This is a genomic window from Glutamicibacter bergerei, assembly GCF_054495185.1.
The window spans coordinates 2630756-2652198 of the sequence record NZ_CM137131.1 but is presented as its reverse complement, the minus strand read 5'-3'; the positions used below and the strand labels follow the sequence as shown (position 1 = coordinate 2652198).

Below are 21443 nucleotides of genomic sequence, written 5' to 3'. Positions count from 1 at the left end.
GACGCCAAAGGAACACGGGGAAGGTTTCTCACACGTGGTCGTCTAGTTTTCCCGCACGTGAGAACTCGACGTTGATTACTGTTGATTCGTGCACAGAGATCTAGAGATCAGCACAGGCTGGATGCAAAGTCGGTGGCGATATCAAAAGCTTGGGTTTGAGATTCACTCAGATTCTTTTGCGCCGACCGTCCACAAATCCCTGACCCACATCGTGAATCTGCGCCGCGCGCGAGCCCTCTGTGGTGCTTGCCGGCGCCAGCCTAGAAGCCAATTCTTTCAGCTTCTGCGGTGTGAGGGCACCATGTTTGACCAGCAGCCCGAGAGCCAGCATGTCCATTCCGCGCGATGAGCCATCCAGCATTTTGACCACTACGCTCACCCCTTGATCGGTGCTCATACCCAGCACGCCTTCGGCACCCAACTTGGCAATAATCCCCGTGGATTCGTTAACGATGGTGTTCGGGCTGCCGGGACCGCGTACCGCCCAAGGATGTTCGCGCATCGCGTGTGCGACGGCACGAACATGCTGATCGCTGCTGGTACTGAGATTTTTGAACCCCTTGGCTAAGGAATGCAAGGATATCTGCGGTGCCGGAGCACCGCACCCATCCACCCCCACAAAAGTTACCGATCCGCAGAATTCTTCAATTGCTTCTAACGCGCACTGCTGTACCGGATGTTCTGGATTCAGATACGTTTCTACCGGTTCTCCGCGCGATACCGCGGCGGCAAGAAATGCCGCATGTTTGCCCGAACAGTTGAATGCCAACTTGTTTTGACTGTGCCCACCGATGATCATTTCGGTTCTGGCGGCGGAATCGCCTGGCCATGAAGCCGGACACTGCAAATGATCTTCGCCCAAGTTCACCGAGGCGAGCACACTGTGCGCCAACTGCTGATGTCTGGCGGTACCCAGGTGGCTGGCGCAAGCCAAAGCTAGTTGGGCGGAGCTCAGAACCGCCGCGGCACGCAGAGAACCGATAGCTTGAAAAGGTTTCAGCGCGGAACGCGGAAAGATCAGGGCCTGCGGATCGCCGAGGGCTTCAAGTATTTCTCCCGAAGCGTCCAGCACCACCGCGGCTCCATAATGTCTGGATTCAACGACCGAATTACGGGTAACCCGAAGCAGCTCTGTGCAGTGTGTGATGTCTATCGCCGAAGCCATAAGACTCAGTCTAAGCGGTGCTTAGAGCACCTCAAATATCAGGAAACCCTAGAAACCCGAAGAGAAATAGTGACTCGTAAGAAGTGTTCATTGACCGGTCACAGACCAATAACCTGGCACTAATCTCCGGTAAACTCGGCGAGGTGAAGGTACTGGTTATTGGCCCAGGCGGCCGTGAGCATGCAATTGTCCGTGCACTGAGTGCAGACCCCTACGTCAATGAGGTTCATTGCGCTCCCGGTAACGCCGGTATCGCACAGGACGTCACCACCCACAACATCGATGCGCAAGACCCACAAGCGGTGCTGGCGCTGGCTAACGAACTGGCAAGCGAGCTAGTGATCGTTGGTCCCGAAGCGCCCTTGGCCGCCGGTGTTGCCGACGCGTTAATCGAAGCGGGCATCCCCGTTTTCGGACCAACCAAGGCCGCAGCCCAGCTGGAGGCTTCCAAAGCATTTGCCAAGGACGTGATGGCCGCCGCGCAGGTGCCCACCGCGATGGCGCATGTGGCCACCAACTCGGCAGAAGCAGCCTCGGCGCTTGACGACTTTGGCGCACCCTACGTGGTTAAAGACGACGGCTTGGCAGCCGGCAAGGGCGTGGTTGTCACCAATGACCGCGCCGAAGCCCTAGCCCACGCCGAAGTCTGCTTTGCTGCTGGCGGTACCGTGGTCATCGAAGAATTCTTGGACGGTCCAGAAGTTTCGCTCTTCGTCATCTGCGACGGTAAGCACGCGGTGCCTCTGGCACCGGCGCAAGACTTCAAACGAATCTTCGACAATGATCAGGGACCTAATACCGGTGGTATGGGCGCCTACTCACCGCTTGAATGGTTGCCCGAAACCTTCGTCGACGAGGTCATGGACCGCGTCGCCTACCCAACTTTGCGCGAAATGGAAAAGCGTGGCACCCCGTTCACCGGTGTGCTGTACTGCGGCCTTGCCATTACCAAGCGTGGCATCCGCGTCATTGAGTTTAACGCCCGCTTCGGTGACCCTGAGACTCAAGCGGTCCTGGCTCGTCTGAAGACTCCATTGGGCGGCATCCTGCTGGCTGCGGCGAACGGAACCTTGGATGACGCTGAACAGCTGCGTTGGTCCTCGAAGACCGCAGTTGACGTAGTCATTGCCGCCGAGAACTATCCTGACGCCCCGGTGAAAGGCGAAATAATTCAAGGGCTTGAACAGGCCAACGCGGTTCCTAACGTCCATGTCATGCATGCTGGCACCAGCGCCGATGCCGACGGTAACATCATCGTGTCTGGCGGACGTGTGTTGGCCGTCGTTGCCCTAGGCGATGATCTGGCCAGTGCCCGGGCTAGCGCCTATGCCGGTGTTGCGAAGATCAGTTGGCCTGGAGCGCAGTCGCGCAGCGACATCGCATTGAAGGCCGAACGTGGAGAAATCCTAACGAATGAGGAAAGTAAGTAATGGCAGGATTGCAGACAGAAACACTTTCCTTAGAAGGTTGGGACCATTTCTACTCCGGTAAGGTCCGAGATCTTTACGTACCGGCAGGTGTCAGTTTTGCAGACTCGGACCGGGTGCTCGTTGTCGCCTCGGACCGAATCAGTGCTTATGATTTTGTACTGACCAGCGAGATCCCCGATAAGGGCAAGGTGCTGACCCAGCTCAGTGTGTGGTGGTTCAATCAGCTAAGCGATTTTGCCAATCACGTGATCTCCACCGAGGTGCCAGAGGCAGTTGCCGGACGTGCGATGGTGTGCAAAAAGCTTGAGATGTACCCCATTGAGTGCATTGCTCGTGGATACCTGACCGGCTCTGGCTTGGTCGAGTACAAGGTCTCTTCCACGGTGTGTGCATTGCCGTTGCCAGCAGGTCTGGTTGATGGTTCACGGTTGCAACCAGCCTTGTTCACCCCTTCGGCTAAGGCTGAAGTAGGGGAACACGACGAAAACATTTCCTTTGAGCAAACCGTGGAGCGCGTTGGTCTAGACGTCTCCGAAGCGCTACGGGAAAAGACCGTCGCACTTTACGAGCGTGCCGAGAAGATTGCGCGTGAACGCGGCATCATCCTGGCCGATACGAAAGTCGAGTTTGGGTTGGACCCTGCTACCGGGGACATTACCTTGGGCGATGAGGTGCTCACCCCGGACTCCTCGCGTTTCTGGGATGCGCAGTCTTATGAACCTGGTAAGGCACAGGATAGCTTTGACAAGCAGTTCGTCCGTGACTGGTTGAGCTCAGCAGAATCCGGGTGGGACAAGAATTCCGGGCAGCAGCCTCCGGCATTGCCAGCAGAAATTATCGAGAAGACTCGTGCCCGGTATATCGAAGCATATGAGCGATTGACCGGACTGAAGTTCTCAGCCTAATCGATCCAAAAATAGGCCGGGGTGAAGAAGGATCTTCGCCCCGGCCTATTTTTACGCCCGTTTACTGTGCGTCTGTAGCTTCCTTGCGTATTTGGTAGATCACGTAGCCGTAGCTCAACTGCGTGGCGTGAGGGTGCCTGGCAATCCATTCGTTTGCCAGCTGCGTAGGGAATTCGATGTGCAGGACGCTGGCAAGATCCTGGACAGAATCAAACTTCCAGCTGCTCATCACCTCATGCCGGGTGGCACCGTGGTCTTCCCACCATGCGTTGGTGAAGTTTGACTCGCCTTGTGCCGCCGCCCAGGGGCTACTTTGCAGCAGCGATGCGAACTCACCGTGTTGCTGATCGTTATCGATCACCAGCAAGGAACCACCAGGACGTAGGACTCGCAACGCTTCAGCAACTCCCGCCGAACAATCGTTCTTAGGGGACGGGAAAAAATACGCAAAGCGAGCATGAATCACGTCTAGGCTTTCGTCGGCACACGGAAGATGCTCGGCGGAACCTTGATGCACCTGGATATGGGCACTACGTGCACGTGCCGCTTGAAGTAAATTAGCATCTGGCTCTACTCCGATGACGGTTCCCGAATCGCTGAGGTACTTCGGCAACCAATAACCGGTGCCGCACCCTAAGTCCAACAAATCTTTGCCATCCCAAGGCGCGAGATCTTCAAGCCGCGCAAAGAGGGCGCCGCTTCGATCCATTGCATTGTTTTCAATTTCATAAACTTCCGGATGCAAGCCTTGATTCGGGGCCTGAACGAAGTCACTGAGTTCGTTAGTCATCTTCAACAGGCCAGCTAAACTAGCGAATCCTTCCATGCCTTATGCAGGGAAGCGAAGCGACCCTGATCAGCGATGAGCTGCTCGGGAGTCCCATCTTCGATAATCTTGCCATCGTGGACCACAAGCACCCGGTCCGCAATCTGCACTGTGGACAAGCGGTGCGCAATAATCAGTGCCGTACGATTACCCAGCAGCTGCTGCAGACCACGTTGTACGGCGCGCTCGGAAGGGATATCCAGCGAGCTGGTCGCCTCATCGAGGATCAGGACAGCAGGATCCGCCAGGAAGGCGCGAGCGAAGGAAATGAGCTGTCGTTGACCGGCAGAGACTCGGCCACCGCGCTTATTCAGATCGGTATCGTAGCCTTCGGGTAGTTCCAAGATAAATTCGTGGGCACCAACCGCCTTGGCAGCGTCCTGGATTTCTGCCAGCGTTGCCGTCGGATTTCCCAGCGCAATATTCTCGGCCACCGAACCAGAGAACAGGAAGGCTTCCTGAGTCACCATCACTACGTGCTCGCGTAATTCATTATTTGAGATTTCTTGAATTGGCACCGAATCTATTTCGAGACTTCCAGAGCGCAAATCATAAAAACGTGAGATGAGTTTGGCCAGGGTTGATTTGCCGGCACCGGTTTGTCCGACCACCGCAACGGTTTGCCCTGCCTCAAGCTTGAGGTCAAAGCGATCCATAATGATAGGACCCTGCCCGTAACCAAAGACCGCGTCACGAAAAACTATCTCGCCCTTAACCTGGTCGATGCTCCGCGGCTTGAGCGGCTCCTTGACGCTTGGCTCTTCCTCCAAAAGTCCGGACACTTTTTCAAGCGCTGCGGTGGCCGATTGCAAGGACGAATAGAACATCGCGATCTGCTCCACGGGTTGGAAGACGCGTTTAGCCGCTAGCAACAGCGCAACCATCACACCGACCGCCAGCGTGCCATCCAAGATTCGAAAACCACCATAGGCGAGCAGTGCCGCCACGGTGAGGTTACCAATGAGCACTAGGCCAGGCTGCAGAATTCCAAAGAGATTAAAGGAACGTACCGAGTTGACCCGGTATTTTTCTGCGATATCGCCATAATTTTCATCGTTGGCAGCTTCGCGACGGAAAGCCTTCACCGCACGGATACCTGTCATGGTTTCCACAAAAGTGGAGATGACTTTCGCGGAGACCACGCGAGATTCGCGATAGAGGACCTCGGAACGGCTTTGATACCAAAAGAACAGGATCGTGACCGGGACGGCGGCAATGCACAACACCAATCCGCTGCGCCAGTCCAAAGCAAAGATGGTGATCAGCGTGAAGACCACAAACACACAGGAAGAGGCTAGTTCCGAGACGCCTTGGTCCAATAACTCGCGCAGGGTCTCTAGGTCCGAGGTCTGCCGGGAGATGATGCGACCGGAGGTGTAGTTCTCATGGAATTCTAGGCTCAATCGTTGCGTGTGGCGGAAGACTTGTTGGCGCAGATCTAGGAGCATGGCCTGAGAAATTCGGGCTGCACAGTTGATGTACCAAGCTAATAAGACACCAGCAAGAATCGCGCAAATAATATAAGCGCCACCTGATATTCCCAGGGCACTCCAGTTGCCCTCACGGACCTGGGGTAACGTCCAGTCGATGGCCAAGGCAATGAGCAACGGCAAGGCGACTCGAGCCGCATTCGAAACCAAGACCAGCGCCACGGTGAGGATAAATAATTTCTTCTGTGGCATAGCCAGCCTGGCCAGCAACCTAAAGGAACGGCTACGAACCTGTTTACGTTGAACACCGCTGAGGTTGATGTTGTCTTCGTCAGAGACACCCATAGGTTTGCTCATCGTGAGATCTCCTCGTTGATCGGTGCTTCGTCATCCAAGCTGGCAATCACGTAGCGGTAATGTTCATTGGTGCTGAGCAGATGTGTGTGGCTGCCGATTGCGTCGATACGTCCATCACGAAGTAGCGCGACCCGGTCTGCAAGCATCACGGTGGAGGGCCGGTGGGCGACTACCAAGGTTGTTGTTCCGCGAAGAACTTCACGAAGCTTGGTGGTCACTGCCTCCTCGGTGCGTACATCTAAGGCAGAGAGCGGATCATCAAGAACCAAGATACGCGGTTGCGCCGCAATGGCGCGGGCCAAGGCCAAACGCTGACGTTGTCCGCCAGAAAGTGAGAGACCTTCTTCACCGATCAGGGTCTCAACCCCTTGGGGTAACTGGTACGCGAATTGCGCCTGGGCAACATCCAAAGCCTGCGTGAGAAGTTCCTCGCGCTGCGCAGAGGTTAGCCCCTCTGGAGCGCCGAGCAACACGTTTTCGCGGATGGAAATTGAAAAGAGGGTCGTGTCTTCAAAGGCTACGGCGATCTCTTGTCGAAGTTTTTCTAGGTCCCATTCACGCACGTCTTGGCCGTGGACTAGGACCTGTCCTGCGCTCACATCGTGCAGTCGTGGCACGAGATTGAGCAAGGTGGACTTACCTGAGCCGGTGATTCCTACCAAAGCCATGGTTTCTCCGGGGCGGATAGTGAAGTCGATATCCGCAAGCACAGGACGGCCTCGCCCCGAATCGTCGGGATAGGCAAAACGCACGTGCTTCAGTTGTACTTCACCGGTTCGCTCCTGGGGTGTGCGAGGCTCCTTTGGCGAAACAATATCGTTGTCGGCATCCATCACTTCGAAGTGCCTGTCTAAGGCGGTTTTGGTGCTTAGCGTCATGCCAAGTAGCATTCCCATGCCCTCTACCGGACCGGCAATAACTGCTGCGATCGCAAAGTACGCAACCAAGGAACCAACACTCAATGAGCCGCCGGCAACCATTGAAATACCGATGAGTAGACCGATTCCTAGAATCGTTTCTGGGATTGCAACTACCGTCATCAAGAAACCAGCCAAGGTTTTTGCCTTGGAGATCTCGGTTTGCTGTAGCGACTTGGCCTGTTCGCTGAAGCCTTCGTAGACGTAGCGTCCACGGCCGAAAGCCTTGATGACGCGGATGCCGTGGACTGACTCTTCGACCGCTGTGGCGAGGTCACCAGCCTGGTCTTGGCTTAGCCGGCTTGCTGCCCGATAGTTGTTTCTGAAGTGGTAGGCCTTGATAGAGATAGGGATGGCACCGAGCAGATAGAGCAAGCCAAGAATCCACGAGTGGAAAAACATCAGTACCAGACCGGTGATCACGGTTACGGTATCTACCACGAGCATCATCGCGCCAAAGGCGAGCCAACGCCGTAGCAGCGACAGATCAGACATGGAGCGGGAAAGGAGCTGCCCCGAGCCCCAACGCTCGTGGAACGCCACGGGAAGTCGCTGCAGGTGCTTGTAGAAGCGGATCCTCATGTGTGCTTCGAGTCCTGCTGCCGGGTTAAGAACAAACTGCCGGCGGAGGAAGATGAACAGTGCTTCGAGGAACCCTAGGCCACCGACAATAGCCATGGCGATCCAGATTTGGGTACTGGTGCCATCGGCGTCCAATACGTTATTGACCAGCCATGCAAGTACCTGCGGGATTGCCAGGGCCACAATGCCTGCACCCAAAGCGCAGAAAAAACCGCCAATGAGGCGGGGGAGAATCGGACGGACAAAAGGTCCAAGCCGTTTGAGAGTGGTAGTTAATGAAACCGCTTCTGCCGGTTCCGCGTTTTGTTCTCGCGCCATGCGCTTTACCCCACCATCACCAAAAAATATCGACCGGACTACAGCCTACAGTCAGTAGTTGGGAAAATTCAATCAAACAATCCCTATCCGATAGATTATTTGTATCAGGCTCAGAAACGACTTCAGACCCCGTGCTTAGTCAAAGCACGGGGTCTGAAAAGTTGGTGACTGTTAGTCTTTGGCGGTCAGCGTCAGAAGTATCGCCTCGGGTGGGCAAGCTATACGGATCGGGGCAAAACGAGAGTGTCCAATGCCGGCTGAAACGTTGAGCGGAACACTGCGTCCAGCATGTTCCCAATTTGTCAGACCACGTGCTCGCCAGGTGGGCAAGTCACAATTTGACACTAGCGCGCCATAACCTGGGATGCAGACCTGCCCGCCGTGGGTATGCCCGGCAAAGATGATGTCGGCACCTTCTTCGGTGAACTGATCCAGCACTCGTTGGTAGGGGGCGTGTGTTAATGCGATACGTACATGTGGTGCCTGGTAACTGGTGGAAGAGCCCTGTGGCCAGCCAGCGAACTGGTCTCGGTCCAAATGCGGGTCGTCGATACCGGTGAGATCAAGTCGGAGCCCATTGAGCGCTGTGGAGTAGGAGCGGTTGGTCATGTTGACCCAGCCGGCGGCCCCAAAAGCCTGGTGCATCTGCTCAAAAGGCAGCATGTCGCGGTCCGAGGGGTTAGGCCGTCCGGTACTGCGTGTGAGGTACTTGAAAGGATTTTTCAGTTTCGGTGCGTAATAACAATTTGATCCGGGAACAAAGGCGCCAGGAAATTGCATCAGTGGCTGTAACGCGTCGAGCAACGCAGGGATTGCCTCCCGGTGGCTGAGGTTGTCACCGGTATTGATCACGTAGTCGGGTTGCTCATCTGCCAGCTGATGTAACCAGCGGCGTTTCAGAGCCTGTCCGGGGATCATATGGATATCCGAGAGATGCAAAACGCGCATATCTGCCGCACCACGCGGCAAGACTTTGACGGTTTCGCGGCGTAGCCCGAATTTCTGTGTCTCGTAAAGCCCGTACCCAAGCAGTGCACTTCCAACCGCGGCGGCACCGCCGGCAAGTAGCGCTGTGGTGCTGGTGGCTCGACCGAATGCCGAAGAGAAATTAGTTTTTTCAACCATGACCGGTGCGTCATTGTCCTTTCGGGGGAACAGACCCATCTGAGTCTGGTGGTAATGCCAATCTAAACCGAAAGGCCGCGTTCAACCAAAGTTGAACGCGGCCTTTTGAGGTTATTTAGTCGTTCGAGCCATCTCCGGGCTTGGCGGGAGTAGTCGGTTTGGACTTCTCTTTGCCCTTGTTTTCAGACTTGTTCGAATCAGACTTGTTGTCGTCCGACTTCTTGGAATCTTCCTTCTTGGAGTCTTCCTTCTTCGAATCCGACTTATCGTCGCTGCTGTCCGAGCTGTCTTCTTCCTTCGGCTTCGGCTTTGGTTTAGGAGCCTTTGACACGGAACCGAAGGAGTTTCGCTCGTACTGCTGAACTGCCTTGGACATGAAATCAACCCATAGCGGAGCTGCATAAGTCGAGGAATCAACTACAGACCCTGCTCGTTTATCGTTGATCATTGCATTTTGAAGAGTGTTTTTTTCTTCGCCGGCTTTCCCATCCAATCGTCCGACCCATGACGCAGTTGAGATTCCGGTGGTGTAGCCGACGAACCAAGTTGACGAGGACCAGTTATTAGTTCCGGTTTTACCGGCGATTGGCCCGGCTACTCGACCCTTGGAGACACGCTGGGTCGCGATCTTTTTCAACGTGCCATTCAAATCAGCTACGTGCTGTGGATCGATCTCTTGCGAGCATTCTTCCTTCGGGATCTTGTACTTGGTGCCGTCTTTGTCCACTACGGAAGTGATCGCACGAGGTCGGCAGTATTCACCCTTATTAGCAAACGTTGCGAAGGCAGCTGCCTGCGCTAGCGGAGTGATGTTTTGCGAGCCAATAACGAACGAAGGGGCGGCTGGGGAAATCGGACCGGGATTGCCTTTGTCAGCATCCTGATCCAATAGGCCTAATTTGGTGGTGTAATCAGTAATCGTGCACAAATCCACTTTGGCAGCTTCCGCGACGGTTGCGGAGTTCACTGACCACATAAGTCCGTAATCAACTGTCATCGTTCTTGCGAACCCACGTGAAGCGTTTCCGACATCCCATTTTGTGTACGTTTGCGTTGAGCCGCCTGGAAGGCAGGAAGCCTTCCACTTGTAGTCGCCGGGATAGCTCTGCCGTTTTGCATTGATCTTGTCGTACATGTGGTTGCCCTCATGTAGCCATGCAAGTGTGGTGTATGGCTTCATGGTCGAGCCACCCTGGAAGCCACCCGCGCCGCCAAGCGAACGTTCTACAGCGAAGTTGTAGAAGGTACGGCTGCCGGATTCCTTGGATTCCGGTGCGTACTCGGTGTTCTGCGCCATGGTGAGGATCTTGCCGGTGCCCGGCTCAACCGAAACCAGCGAGGAGTAGATGTCCTTGTTCGACTTGGCATGAGGATCAATCGCTTCGCGTGAATCCTTGGCAGCCTGTTTATTCAAGGCGGAATTCAGGGTGGTCTTGATGGTCAAGCCACCACGGAAGAGCAAATTCTGGCGATCCTCTTTGGTCTTACCAAAGTTCTTGTCCTTGAGGATCAAGTTGGTGACGTAGTCACAGAAATATCCGTCGTCCCCGGCAGCCATGCAGCCCGAGGCTGACGAACTAGGCTTCGTCCCAAGCTTGGACTTGACGGCCTTGTCGTATTCCTTCTTGGTGATCGCACCGGTGCGGTACATATTGCCCAGCACCTTGTTGCGACGGTCCAAGGAGCGCTCGGGGTTATTGATTGGGTTGTACACGTTTGGAAGCTGAACCATGCCGGCAAGCATTGCTGACTGCTGCAGGTTCAAATCCTTGGCGTCTACAGAGAAGAAGCGCTGAGCGGCAGCCTGCACGCCATACTCACGGCCGGAGAAGAGAACCAAGTTAAGGTAGCCTTCAAGGATTTCGTCCTTAGACATTTCCTTTTCGATAGCTACCGCATACTTCAGCTCACGAATTTTGTCAGAGTATTCTTTCTGACCAGAAACGGTGCTGTCCTTGGAACCGGTCAAAATCTGGTTATTGACCAAAAGGTTGTTGACGTACTGCTGAGTCAACGTTGACGCACCGGAACGTGACGAGCTCGTCAGGTTACCGACTACCGCACGGGCGATGCCCTTGGGGTCGATACCGTTGTGCTCGTAAAAACGCTCATCTTCCACGGAAACGATTGCCTTACGCATTTCCGGAGAAATATCCTTGAGCTTCACCGGTTCGCGGTTCTGTTCGTAGAACGTCGCGATCTCCTTGCCCTCGGTGTCTAAGACACGCGAAGGCTGCGGAATTGGAAGCTTCTCGAAGGTGCTCGGAAGCGCGCTTACAATGTTATTTCCGGTGGTCAAACCGGTTTTTGCGATTGCTGCCACGGGGACGATCATGCCCGCGGCCAGCACACCACAAAGGGCACTGATTCCGAAGAACGCAACGATCTTTCCCAGAGTGGTAGCTGTGTCAAAAAAGGGGGACTTCTTGGCTGCCATACCTACTAGTTTACAAGGACGCGCTAACCTATCGAGTATGACTAAATGGGAATACGCCACTTTGCCGCTCGTTATCCACGCAACCAAGCAGATTTTGGATCAGTGGGGAGACGATGGTTGGGAGCTGGTAGCAATCGTTCCAGGCCCAAATGGCACCAATCCAGTGGCCTACATGAAGCGTCCAAAAGCTTAACTTTTAGAAGGAGTAAAACCCCATGCAAGAAGCTACTTCCTCGCGTGTCGAGGCCCGTCTGGCCGAGCTCGGTCTTTCGTTGCCAGCTGTGGCCAAGCCGGTCGCCGCGTACCTGCCAGCGGTCACCACTGGCAACTACGTTTACACCTCCGGTCAGCTGCCGCTGATTAACGGTGAACTCTCAGCTCGAGGCAAAGTCGGGGCAGAGGTCTCGGCCGAAGAAGCCAAGGCTTTGGCACAGACCTGCGCACTGAATGCGCTGGCAGCGATCAAAGCGGAAATAGGTGACCTAGATCGCATTAAGCGTATCGTGAAGGTCGTTGGCTTCGTGTCGTCTGATCCAACGTTTACCGGTCAGCCTGGCGTCATCAACGGAGCATCCGAATTCTTCGGAAATGTTCTTGGCGAAGCCGGAGTGCATGCACGTTCGGCAGTTGGCGTGGCCGTCTTGCCATTGGACGCTCCGGTTGAGGTTGAGGTCATCGCCGAATTTGAGTAGTCCACAACGCGATTCCGGTGTGCGCGCAGGCCGGGCGATCCCGTCCGGCGCGCGCACCGGCATGGCGCGTCGCCTGGTTGAGCTGCCGCCGCATCAAATTCCAGCGGCGGAAAATTGGTTTACCTACGGCTCTCGCACACCTAGGGCCGCACGCCGAGCGTCATCAGTGTGCCTGGTGCAAGATGGCGCCCATGGTGTGGAAACCTTTTTGGGCTACCGCTCTGGTGAATCACCCTTGGGGAGTGTGGCGTTTCCTGGTGGAAGCGTTGAGGTTGGAGACCGCGCCGAATACAGGTGGTTTGGTCCGAACCTGACCTGGTGGTCCAAACGTTTAGATGTGCTGGATCAACAGCTGGTCCGCGTACATCTAGTTTGCGCAATCAGAGAGCTCTTTGAAGAAACCGGAATCTTGCTGGCCGGCACCGACGAGCAATCGGTGATCGAAATGACCGATCCGGAAGAATGGATGTCCGCCCGTGAGGCTATTGCCGGGCAGGACTTAGAGTTTGCAGAATTTTTGCGCAGACGTGGCTTAGGGCTGCGTACGGATCTCTTGCGTCCGGTGGCTCACTGGGTGAGTCCTAACTTCGCATTCCGCCGTTTTGATACCTGGTACTTCGCGGCGACGGTTCCATTGCGTCAGGAACCCTCTCTATTGCGCGCTAAGGGCCAATGGGCGCAATGGTGCAGTACGGAGCAGATCATCGAGCAGCGGGCTACCAGCGGCCTCGGAGACCTGATTGGGCAGCCCGATACCCAAGGGCTGCGGCTTTCACAAATTACCAGTCCCGCGGTGGAGCTCATGCTCGAGCGCATGGTGGACGCTCACGGAGTGGTCGCGTACCTTTCCCGTGCACGGAGCCTGGATGTTCAACACCCGGACCTGCTGGTGCGTGATGGCACCTATTATCTTGAAGTACTTGGAACCTTTGGGGACGAATCAACTCGTCCTTGGCAGGCCGAACCAGGACACTAAAAACTTTGCGCACAAAGAACTATGGCCGGAAATCCTTGAAAGGATTTCCGGCCATAGTTCTTACAGCGATGCTTAGCGTGAACGCTGACGCAGACGCTGGATGTCCAAGATGACGACTGCGCGGGCTTCCAGACGGAGCCATCCGCGCTGCACGAACTCGGCCAAAGCCTTGTTCACGGTTTCGCGGGAGGCGCCGACCAGCTGGGCCAGCTCTTCCTGGGTGAGCTCGTGAGCTACCAGGATGCCATCGGTTGCTGGGCGACCGAAACGGTCAGCCAGATCCAACAGTGCCTTGGCCACACGGCCAGGAACGTCGGAGAACACCAGATCGGCTAGGGACTCGTTAGTGCGACGTAGACGCGCAGCCAAAGCCTGCAGCAACTGGATCGAGACCTCCGGGGAGTTCAAGATCGCCTTGCGCATGTTTTCGTGGCTTAGGCCTGCCAGTCGGGTTTCCGACACGGCGGTTGCGGTTGCGTTGCGCGGGTGTGGATCGAAGAGCGCCATTTCGCCGAACAGTTCACCTGGGCCGAGAACGGCGATCAGGTTTTCACGTCCGTCGGCGGAAGTGCGACCAAGCTTGATCTTGCCCGAGACGATGAAGTAGAGACGGTCACCCTGATCGCCTTCGCGGAACACTGATGCACCGCGAGACAGATCGACCTCGGTCAATTCTTCGGTTAGCGTGGCGAATACTTCATCACCCAGCGACGCAAAAAGCGGCGCACGACGCAGTACCTCGATATCCATAAAATCTCCTGTCAACAGTAGTAAGCGCTAACTTCATTGTGCCGTATTTGGTAACAATGTGACAGTTTCCACACGTGGTTTGGCCAAGAAATGTTGAGAATCACGCTCACCCTACTAAAACTCGCGAATATCCTCGCAGAAATCCATCAGCTTCTAAGGGTACCTTGGGTTAATAGAAAGTTTGTGAATGAAGCGGGGTCTCGGTGCTCGGAATATTCAGCTGGCTAGACCTTGCCATCTGTATAGTTTTGTTGTCTTTTTTTATTGCCGGGATTCGTCGTGGCTTCCTCTACACGGTCGGCGACATGATCGGACTCGTCGCTGGCGGCGTTGCAGCATTCTTCGCCATACCGATGGTCTCAACCCTCGCTTCAAACCCCTGGTGGCGAGTAGGCCTGATGGTGGCCACCGCGGCCGTACTGCTCGTTTTGGGTCAAGCCTTGGGCCGAGTATTTGCGGTCCGAATAAGACGTTGGATGAACTTTGATTTCTTGCGTGCCGCGGATGGTTTAGCTGGCGGTGTGCTTTCGGTTTTTATTACCGCCACGGTCATCGGCGCACTGGCATTCTCCACGTCAAGTATGGGTATTCCGCGTTTATCCACCGAGATCGACAAGTCAAAAATGATTGCCTCAATTCGCGGGCTGACACCGGAGTTTGTAAACACTGCAATCTCCTCAGCACGCTCGGCGGTAATGGCCGAAACGATCCCCGCATTGCTGGACCCATTCGCCCCACCGGTAGAGCCAGTGGAGCCTGGAGAATGGGCACCTAATGATTTGCAGCGTGCGGCCGTGCAATCGGTAGCTAAGATCTCCGGTACCGCCGTGCAATGTGGTGTGAACCTGACCGGTTCTGGCTTTGTTATTGCTGACCAACTGGTGATGACCAACGCCCACGTGGTGGCCGGTTTGAGCGCTGCCACGGTGGAAGTTGGTGGTGATGAACTTCACCGCGGAAAGGTTGTTTATTTTGATCCGGAGGCCGATATCGCGGTGCTTCGCGTTGATGGGATGAACACCACCCCATTAGAGCTCGCAGATCAAAATCTGGGGCGCGGCGACCAGGCAGCATTTATTGGTTTCCCGGCCGGTGGGCCATTGCAGGTGCGTGGAGCGGTAGTTGCCTCACGCGCTACGGTATCTATCGCCAATATTTATGGTGAAGATCCGTCCTCATTATCCGTGTATCAGCTGACCGCAAAGGTGGCCCAGGGCAACTCCGGTGGCCCACTGGTTAGTGAATCTGGCGAAGCGGTAGGTATGGTCTTTGCTAAATCTCGTGGCAACGATGAAATCGGCTTTGCGCTGAGTCTTGAAGAGATGGAAATCGCCCTTAAAGCCGCAGGGCAACGGACTAACTCAATCAAGACTGGCGACTGCATTAGCGATTAGCGGCTAAGAAGATGGGCCATCTGCTGCACCGCGAGCCGGTAGCCGTTAACACCGGCGCCAATAATGATTGAAGACGCTACCGCAGAAACGTATGAGTGATGGCGGAATGCCTCACGCTGATGCACGTTGGAAATATGTACCTCAACTACCGGTAGGGACACCCCGCTAAGCGCATCGGCTATGGCCACCGAGGTGTGGGTGAAAGCCCCAGGGTTAATGATGATGCCGCCTTTGCTCAGTCTCGCCTCATGAATTGCATCAATGAGCACACCTTCATGGTTGGACTGAAGCGCTTCCAAATCTAGCTGCTGTTCGGCGGCCGCCTGCATGGCCAGTCGCTCAACATCCGCGAGCGTATCGTGCCCATAAATTTCGGGCTCGCGAGTTCCCAAAAGGTTCAGGTTCGGTCCGTTCAGTAACAAGATGGTGCGCTTCGCTGAGTAGGTCATTATTCAAATCTATTACACACTCTGGCTATCACCGCTGTTGCATCCGGTATTACGGGGCTCATAGGCGGAAATTTAGCTGTGCTTGCCCGTAACATCTGTCGTAATGTTGAGAGCTCAAGTTTGTTTTAGTGGGGGAGCTCAGATGAAACGAGCACAAAGAAGCCGCCACCATCCCCGGCACTTTCCGACAACCCCTCAAAGAGTTGCAGGAAAATGAACTAGGGCGGTGACGGCTTCTCATGAAAACCAGCCAGTGCTACTTCTTCATTGACTGCGCAATCTGTGTCATCACATCAGCATCGGACAGCGTGGTGGAGTCGCCCACTTCGCGGCCTTCGGCCACGTCCTTGAGTAGACGTCGCATAATCTTGCCCGAGCGAGTCTTCGGCAGCTCCGGAACCACCAGTACGTGACGTGGTTTGGCGATGGGACCAATATCCTTGCCCACATGGTTGCGCAGGATTGCCACCACGTCTTCGCCCTCGGCAGGTTCCGTCTGCAAGATGACGAACGCCACCACGGCTTCGCCGGTAGTTTCGTCCTTCGCACCGACCACCGCGGCCTCGGCCACATATGGGTGGGCCACTAGCGAGGATTCGATTTCGGTGGTGGATAGACGGTGACCGGATACGTTCATCACGTCATCGACGCGACCGAGCAACCAAATATCCCCGTCCTCATCCTTCTTGGCACCATCACCAGCAAAGTACATGTCATCAAAACGGGACCAGTAGGTGGACTTATAGCGTTCCATATCGCCCCAGATGCCACGCAACATGGCGGGCCAAGGCTCACGGATGACCAGGAAACCGCCTTCGCCATCGGCAACGGACTGGCCGGCTTCATCTACCACGTCGATGCTAATTCCTGGAACGGCAACCTGAGCCGAGCCCGGCTTGGTCGCGGTGACGCCAGGCAGTGGAGTGATCATATGCGCGCCGGTTTCGGTCTGCCACCAGGTATCCACGATGGGGGTGGGGTTTTCCTTGCGTTCACCGTTTTTACCGTTGTTGGTGCCGATGACATCGCGGTACCACATCCACGCTTCGGGGTTGATTGGCTCGCCTACTGAGCCAAGCACGCGCAAGGAGGATAGGTCATATCCGTCTGGAATGTCGCGGCCCCACTTCATGAAGGTGCGGATCGCGGTGGGTGCTGTGTAAAGAATCGAGACCTTGTACTTTTCAATCAGTTCCCACCAGCGTCCCTGATGCGGGGTGTCTGGAGTTCCTTCGTAGATCACCTGGGTGGCGCCATTGATCAATGGCGCGTAAGTGACGTAGGAGTGGCCGGTAACCCAACCAATATCGGCGGTGCACCAGTACACGTCGGTCTCGGGATGCAGATCAAAGGTATCGCGGTGAGTGACCGCGCCCTGGACCAAATAACCACCGGTGGTGTGCACAATGCCCTTTGGGGTACCGGTAGTACCGGAGGTGTAAAGCACAAACAGCGGGTGTTCGGAATCGTGAGCAGGGGCCTCATGTTCGGTGCTGGCAGCGTCTACTACCTCATGCCACCACTTATCCAGCGGACCGAAGGCGGTCTGTTCGCCATTGCGCTTAACTACCACCACGTTTTCTACCGTGTGGCCGGGCTTTTCTAGCGCAGCGTCTACCGCTGGCTTCAGCGCGGATGGCTTGCCGCGGCGCCAGGTGCCGTCGGCGGTGACCACAAGCTTGGCATCCGCGTCGTCAATACGGCTACGTAGCGCGTCGGCAGAGAAACCGCCGAAGACTACCGAATGGATGGCACCGATACGTGCGCAGGCGAGCATGGTGATGACCGCTTCGGGGATCATTGGCAGGTATACCGCCACACGGTCACCCTTAACTACTCCTAAGGATTCGAAGGCGTTAGCTGCCTTCTTCACTTCTTCGGTGAGCTGCGCGTAGGTGTAGGTGCGGGTATCTCCTGGTTCGCCCTCGAAGTAAATGGCGACGCGGTCGCCGAGGCCGTTTTCTACGTGACGATCTAGTGCGTTGTAGGCGGCGTTGAGTTTTCCGCCGACAAACCATTTGGCTACCGGAGCCTCCGACCAGTCCAAGGTTTCGGCAAAATCTGTATCCCAGGTCAGTACGCTACGTGCCTGCTGCGCCCAGTAACCTAGGCGGTCTTCTTTGGCTGCCGCATACTGGCTGGCCTGACCGATGGCTTGGTCACTGAACTCTTTGCTCGGGGCAAAAGCTCGGGTTTCATGGGATAGATTGTCCAGGGTCTTGGAATCACTCACCGGTGATCGCTTCCTTTCGGTTAAACAAAATTTACTCTGTGACCAAAGTTACACGCCAACAAGCTAACACCTGTGGTTTGTGTCACCACAGAGGTGGCAGTGGGCAATTTCTGCGCTGAACGGTCATAGAGTGCGACGAAGTGCAGGTAAACAATGAAAAAATCGTCGGCTCATGGCACGATCATCTGGTGGCAACAAAAGTAAAAGTTGAATCTGAATTAGGTCTGAAACGGCGTGCACGCAAGATGCACCGACTCTTAGCCGAGGCATACCCGTATGCAGTCGCAGAATTGGATTTTGAGAATCCCTTCGAGCTGCTGGTTGCTACGGTACTTTCCGCGCAAACTACCGACGTACGGGTTAACTCAATTACCCCGGCACTCTTTAGCCGTTTCCCTGATGCGCTGGCAATGAGCCAGGCGGACCGCTCAGAGCTCGAAGCGCTCATCCGACCCACGGGCTTTTTTCGCGCCAAAACAGAATCGCTGCTGGGGCTTTCCGCGGCACTGGTCGAGCGACACGGCGGAGAAGTTCCTGCCAAGCTCGAAGATCTGGTGAAACTCGCCGGGGTGGGACGCAAGACCGCTAACGTGGTGCTTGGCAACGCGTTCGGCGTTCCCGGTATTACCGTAGACACACACTTCGGCCGGCTCGCTAATCGATTTGGCTGGACCGGACAGAGCGACCCAGTCAAGGTAGAGCATGAGGTCGGTGAATTATTTGAAAAGCGTGACTGGACCATGCTCAGCCACCGGGTAGTCTTTCACGGCCGCAGAGTTTGCCACGCCCGCAAGCCGGCGTGTGGTGCCTGCGTCTTGGCACAGCTTTGCCCCTCGGCAGGAATCGGTGAAGAAATTCCGGCCAAGGCCCAAAAGCTACTCAAATATGAATTGGCCCCCGGAAAAGAAGAACTACTGCAGAAAATGCTTGATGGAGCTACCCGTCGAGAACTGCGCGCCGAAGGATATGGATTAGACGCATGAGTGCACGCACAGAGTTGGCAAAGGTGATCGCCACCCACGAGCAAAGCAAGGGCTCCACGACCAAACTTTCCAAGGATTGGGTCTTTGCACAGCTGGATGCCAACAGCGTGCGTAAAGCGGCGGTACTCATCCTCTTCGGATCAGCCACCGCGGAGGCGGTGGGGGAAAATTCCAAGGCCCAAGACCTTGACTTGCTCTTTGTTGAACGCGCTTCAACATTACGCAAACACGCCGGGCAGGTCGCCTTCCCAGGTGGCGGTGTGGACCCGGAGGACGGTTCAGCGGTTGCTGCGGCCTTACGCGAAGCATGGGAGGAGACCGGAGTTCAGACCTCCGGGATTGAGGTGCTCGGTCAGCTGACCGAGACGGAACTTCCGGTATCGAGTTTCCTCGTCACGCCGGTGATCGGCTGGTGGCACACCGAATCCAAGGTTTACGCGGCTGATCTGCGTGAAAGTGCGGATGTGTTCCGCGTACCAGTGGCGCATCTGCTCAATCCGCATAACCGGCTGACCGCGGTAGTGCGCCGCGGTGCACAACGCTTCAAATCCCCGGCCTTCGAATATGAGGGCCATTTGATCTGGGGATTTACTGCCATTGTGCTTGATCGCTTATTTGATGAGTTGGGCTGGAACAAGCCGTGGAACAGGCAACGCGAAATCATGATGGGCTAGCCAGTTACTTGCCTTCAGCGTAGTTCTGCGAGATTCCGACACTGACCGGGAAGTTGGGGCTGTGCTCTCCAAAGAGAGTACGTCCGGCGAGCAATGCCGCGTGGCGCACTAATTCACCTAGCTGCGGAGCCAATTCCACCGGGCATTCAAAGACCGCTTCGTCATGAACAAAAAACACTTGCTGGCAAGTGTCGCCCCATCCGGCCTGCCGAATCAGATGCCGGGCGTGGCCTAGCCACACCAGAGCCCATTCCGCCGCGGTTGATTGCACCACGAAGTTCCGTGTGAATCTGCCGCGTGAACGTGCCGCCGCGTCCGCAGCTCGCTGCCCGGCCTCATCGTGGGTGGCTCGCTGGGCCTGTATCCAAGCTTCGTCCGCCGGTGGGCAGCCCCGACCTAACCAGCTTTGCACCCCTTGACCGCGTTCGCCGGCTTTCGCCGCCTGATCAACATAGGCCATCGCCTGTGGGAAGTTCTTCTTCAACGCCGCGCCTACCGCACCTGAGGTGCCACCACCGCCCCCGTAAATAACCGAGAGCATCCCCAACTTTGCCTCATTGCGGTCGGAGACAAGTTTCGCGTTGATAAGCCATTGATACAGGTCATCTTGTTGGCCTGCCTCTTGGAGCTGACGGTCTTGGGAGATTGCAGCAAGAATGCGTGGTTCAAGTTGCCGTCCGTCGGCAATGACAAAGGTTCGCCCCACAGGAGTTCGAACGACCTGGCGGATCGAGTGGGGGAGTTGTAAAGCCCCGCCGCCACTGGCAGCCCAGCGACCAGAGGCGACCGTCCCTAAGATGTAATGCGGGTGGAAACGGCCCTCGGTGACCCATTGGTCTAGCCACGCATCTCCATGGGTACTAGCTAAGCGAGAAAGTTTTTTATACTCCAAAACCTGCTCGATAAGTGGATGTTTAAGTTGTTCTAATTCCCAGGCACGGACCGATTGAACTGCAAATCCCGCACGGTGCAGTGCGCGAAGAAGTTCCTGTGGGGAATCGGGGTTCAGACCTGGACTGTTCAGCGCGTGGGCTAAAGACTGGGCTAGCTGCGCTAGTTTTACCGGACGTGTCCCCTCGCCCACTGCGGGCCCCAGCTTCTCGCGCAATAATTCGCGATGTGCCTTTTCATCCCAGGCCAATCCGGTATGTTCCATTTCGCAGGCTACCAGCGCACCCACGGACTCGGCATGAATAAGTAGTTCAAGCCGTTTGCGCGCGGACTTCTCGGTAGGTAGCGCCTGGCGCTGGGCCAGATACATAGAAACGAGGTCATCGAGGCTTTCCCCGGTAACCGGAGAATCAAACAGTGCATCTTGATTTGGCCGGAGTATCGGAGCATTCGGGCTATCTACATCAAAATCATCTAACGCACCGGAGCTCAGTGGGCTGCGATGCAAAATCCTTTGGGCAAGCGAAAGAATATGTGCCTTGGCAAGGAAGACACCGTGCGCCAAAAGTGGCTGCATCCACGGGGTGGTGCGCAACATGATCCACCGGGGAGAATGCTCGTCTTCAATGGTGCGTACGGCCATTGGAAAATCCGTTGCGGACACCAACCTGGCCGGGATGACCGGTGCACCGTTGTGGGCCTGACGCAGTTCGAGGATGGCGTAGCCTTCGGGGTCTGCGCCGATAAAGGCAAGCATGCTCATGGCTCTATTGTGCATTGTCCAAGGACAATATCCCCAGTTTGCTAGGGGTGCGCCCGGCACTGTACAAAACGATGTCACCGTTCAACTATGAATTGGTTATCTTTCCCTGGTATTGGCATACCGCAGGTTCCAAGTGATTCACGCTT

18 protein-coding genes are annotated in these 21443 nt (G+C 55.8%); 8 read left to right on the top strand and 10 right to left on the bottom strand.

The annotated features are described in order from the left end of the window. Window positions 1-166 precede the first annotated feature (166 nt). On the bottom strand, window positions 167-1165 hold the full coding sequence (locus tag ACX5K5_RS12350) for an asparaginase (protein WP_459174450.1): 999 nt from the start codon (window positions 1163-1165) through the stop codon (window positions 167-169). Between the two features lie 143 nt (window positions 1166-1308). Between ACX5K5_RS12350 and purD the strand changes: the two genes are divergently transcribed. Together purD and ACX5K5_RS12340 are read left to right on the top strand one after the other, a co-directional pair. Further along, a complete protein-coding gene (gene purD / locus ACX5K5_RS12345) occupies window positions 1309-2595 on the top strand; it encodes a phosphoribosylamine--glycine ligase (protein WP_459175442.1) in 1287 nt (428 codons plus the stop codon). Then, window positions 2595-3500 (top strand): phosphoribosylaminoimidazolesuccinocarboxamide synthase, encoded by a 906-nt coding sequence (locus ACX5K5_RS12340; RefSeq protein ID WP_096257048.1) that lies wholly within the window; start codon window positions 2595-2597, stop codon window positions 3498-3500. Before purD ends, ACX5K5_RS12340 begins: the two co-directional genes overlap by 1 nt. Window positions 3501-3561: 61 nt before the next feature. On the opposite strand, the gene ACX5K5_RS12335 is transcribed toward ACX5K5_RS12340, so the two are convergent. From ACX5K5_RS12335 to ACX5K5_RS12315, 5 genes are all read right to left on the bottom strand, one after another. Then, window positions 3562-4290, bottom strand: coding sequence for a class I SAM-dependent methyltransferase (locus tag ACX5K5_RS12335; protein WP_096257047.1), 729 nt, complete (start codon window positions 4288-4290; stop codon window positions 3562-3564). A gap of 14 nt (window positions 4291-4304) precedes the next feature. Beyond that, a complete protein-coding gene (locus tag ACX5K5_RS12330; protein WP_096257046.1) occupies window positions 4305-6113 on the bottom strand; it encodes an ABC transporter ATP-binding protein in 1809 nt (602 codons plus the stop codon). Further along, complete coding sequence (locus ACX5K5_RS12325) at window positions 6110-7930, bottom strand: ABC transporter ATP-binding protein (protein WP_459174449.1); 1821 nt, start codon at window positions 7928-7930, stop codon at window positions 6110-6112. Before ACX5K5_RS12325 ends, ACX5K5_RS12330 begins: the two co-directional genes overlap by 4 nt. Window positions 7931-8101: 171 nt before the next feature. After that, a complete protein-coding gene (locus ACX5K5_RS12320) occupies window positions 8102-9055 on the bottom strand; it encodes a metallophosphoesterase (RefSeq protein WP_346058982.1) in 954 nt (317 codons plus the stop codon). A gap of 115 nt (window positions 9056-9170) precedes the next feature. Then, complete coding sequence (locus ACX5K5_RS12315; protein ID WP_459174448.1) at window positions 9171-11492, bottom strand: transglycosylase domain-containing protein; 2322 nt, start codon at window positions 11490-11492, stop codon at window positions 9171-9173. 37 nt (window positions 11493-11529) lie between these two features. On the opposite strand from ACX5K5_RS12315, the gene ACX5K5_RS12310 reads away from it, so the two are divergent. From ACX5K5_RS12310 to ACX5K5_RS12300, 3 genes are all read left to right on the top strand, one after another. Next, entirely contained in the window at window positions 11530-11685 is a 156-nt protein-coding gene (locus tag ACX5K5_RS12310) for a Sp36 family protein (protein ID WP_096283344.1), read from the top strand. Window positions 11686-11707: 22 nt separating this feature from the next. Further along, the gene (locus tag ACX5K5_RS12305; protein WP_346058980.1) at window positions 11708-12184 is read left to right on the top strand and encodes a RidA family protein; all 477 of its coding nucleotides are present in this window, start codon (window positions 11708-11710) and stop codon (window positions 12182-12184) included. A 61-nt stretch (window positions 12185-12245) separates the two neighbouring features. Continuing rightward, window positions 12246-13160: an NUDIX hydrolase gene (locus tag ACX5K5_RS12300; RefSeq protein ID WP_459175441.1), complete on the top strand. Its 915-nt coding sequence runs from the start codon at window positions 12246-12248 to the stop codon at window positions 13158-13160. 72 nt (window positions 13161-13232) lie between these two features. On the opposite strand, the gene ACX5K5_RS12295 is transcribed toward ACX5K5_RS12300, so the two are convergent. Next, window positions 13233-13910, bottom strand: coding sequence for a Crp/Fnr family transcriptional regulator (locus ACX5K5_RS12295; RefSeq protein WP_096257040.1), 678 nt, complete (start codon window positions 13908-13910; stop codon window positions 13233-13235). A gap of 251 nt (window positions 13911-14161) precedes the next feature. Here ACX5K5_RS12295 and ACX5K5_RS12290 point away from each other — a divergent pair, with 251 nt between their 5' ends. Then, window positions 14162-15304: a MarP family serine protease gene (locus tag ACX5K5_RS12290; RefSeq protein ID WP_459174447.1), complete on the top strand. Its 1143-nt coding sequence runs from the start codon at window positions 14162-14164 to the stop codon at window positions 15302-15304. Here the strand turns inward: ACX5K5_RS12290 and aroQ are convergent. After that, entirely contained in the window at window positions 15301-15753 is a 453-nt protein-coding gene (aroQ, locus tag ACX5K5_RS12285) for a type II 3-dehydroquinate dehydratase (RefSeq protein WP_096257038.1), read from the bottom strand. The genes ACX5K5_RS12290 and aroQ overlap by 4 nt on opposite strands. A 256-nt stretch (window positions 15754-16009) precedes the next feature. Beyond that, window positions 16010-17986, bottom strand: a complete 1977-nt coding sequence (gene acs / locus ACX5K5_RS12280) for an acetate--CoA ligase (RefSeq protein ID WP_096257037.1) — start codon at window positions 17984-17986, stop codon at window positions 16010-16012. 245 nt (window positions 17987-18231) lie between these two features. Between acs and nth the strand changes: the two genes are divergently transcribed. Continuing rightward, window positions 18232-18969 (top strand): endonuclease III, encoded by a 738-nt coding sequence (gene nth / locus ACX5K5_RS12275; protein ID WP_096257093.1) that lies wholly within the window; start codon window positions 18232-18234, stop codon window positions 18967-18969. After that, entirely contained in the window at window positions 18966-19643 is a 678-nt protein-coding gene (locus ACX5K5_RS12270; protein WP_096257036.1) for an NUDIX hydrolase, read from the top strand. Before nth ends, ACX5K5_RS12270 begins: the two co-directional genes overlap by 4 nt. A 4-nt stretch (window positions 19644-19647) precedes the next feature. Here the strand turns inward: ACX5K5_RS12270 and ACX5K5_RS12265 are convergent, their stop codons facing one another. After that, the gene (locus tag ACX5K5_RS12265) at window positions 19648-21297 is read right to left on the bottom strand and encodes a bifunctional 3'-5' exonuclease/DNA polymerase (protein ID WP_459174446.1); all 1650 of its coding nucleotides are present in this window, start codon (window positions 21295-21297) and stop codon (window positions 19648-19650) included. Window positions 21298-21443: the final 146 nt, after the last annotated feature.

Coding starts and splice junctions, on each gene's coding strand:
- ACX5K5_RS12350 (WP_459174450.1), bottom strand. CDS start 1,165: ATGGCTTCGGCGATAGACATCACACACTGCACAGAGCTGCTTCGGGTT.
- ACX5K5_RS12340 (WP_096257048.1), top strand. CDS start 2,595: ATGGCAGGATTGCAGACAGAAACACTTTCCTTAGAAGGTTGGGACCAT.
- ACX5K5_RS12335 (WP_096257047.1), bottom strand. CDS start 4,290: ATGACTAACGAACTCAGTGACTTCGTTCAGGCCCCGAATCAAGGCTTG.
- ACX5K5_RS12330 (WP_096257046.1), bottom strand. CDS start 6,113: ATGAGCAAACCTATGGGTGTCTCTGACGAAGACAACATCAACCTCAGC.
- ACX5K5_RS12325 (WP_459174449.1), bottom strand. CDS start 7,930: ATGGCGCGAGAACAAAACGCGGAACCGGCAGAAGCGGTTTCATTAACT.
- ACX5K5_RS12320 (WP_346058982.1), bottom strand. CDS start 9,055: ATGGTTGAAAAAACTAATTTCTCTTCGGCATTCGGTCGAGCCACCAGC.
- ACX5K5_RS12315 (WP_459174448.1), bottom strand. CDS start 11,492: ATGGCAGCCAAGAAGTCCCCCTTTTTTGACACAGCTACCACTCTGGGA.
- ACX5K5_RS12310 (WP_096283344.1), top strand. CDS start 11,530: ATGACTAAATGGGAATACGCCACTTTGCCGCTCGTTATCCACGCAACC.
- ACX5K5_RS12305 (WP_346058980.1), top strand. CDS start 11,708: ATGCAAGAAGCTACTTCCTCGCGTGTCGAGGCCCGTCTGGCCGAGCTC.
- ACX5K5_RS12300 (WP_459175441.1), top strand. CDS start 12,246: ATGGCGCGTCGCCTGGTTGAGCTGCCGCCGCATCAAATTCCAGCGGCG.
- ACX5K5_RS12295 (WP_096257040.1), bottom strand. CDS start 13,910: ATGGATATCGAGGTACTGCGTCGTGCGCCGCTTTTTGCGTCGCTGGGT.
- aroQ (WP_096257038.1), bottom strand. CDS start 15,753: ATGACCTACTCAGCGAAGCGCACCATCTTGTTACTGAACGGACCGAAC.
- nth (WP_096257093.1), top strand. CDS start 18,232: ATGCACCGACTCTTAGCCGAGGCATACCCGTATGCAGTCGCAGAATTG.
- ACX5K5_RS12270 (WP_096257036.1), top strand. CDS start 18,966: ATGAGTGCACGCACAGAGTTGGCAAAGGTGATCGCCACCCACGAGCAA.
- ACX5K5_RS12265 (WP_459174446.1), bottom strand. CDS start 21,297: ATGAGCATGCTTGCCTTTATCGGCGCAGACCCCGAAGGCTACGCCATC.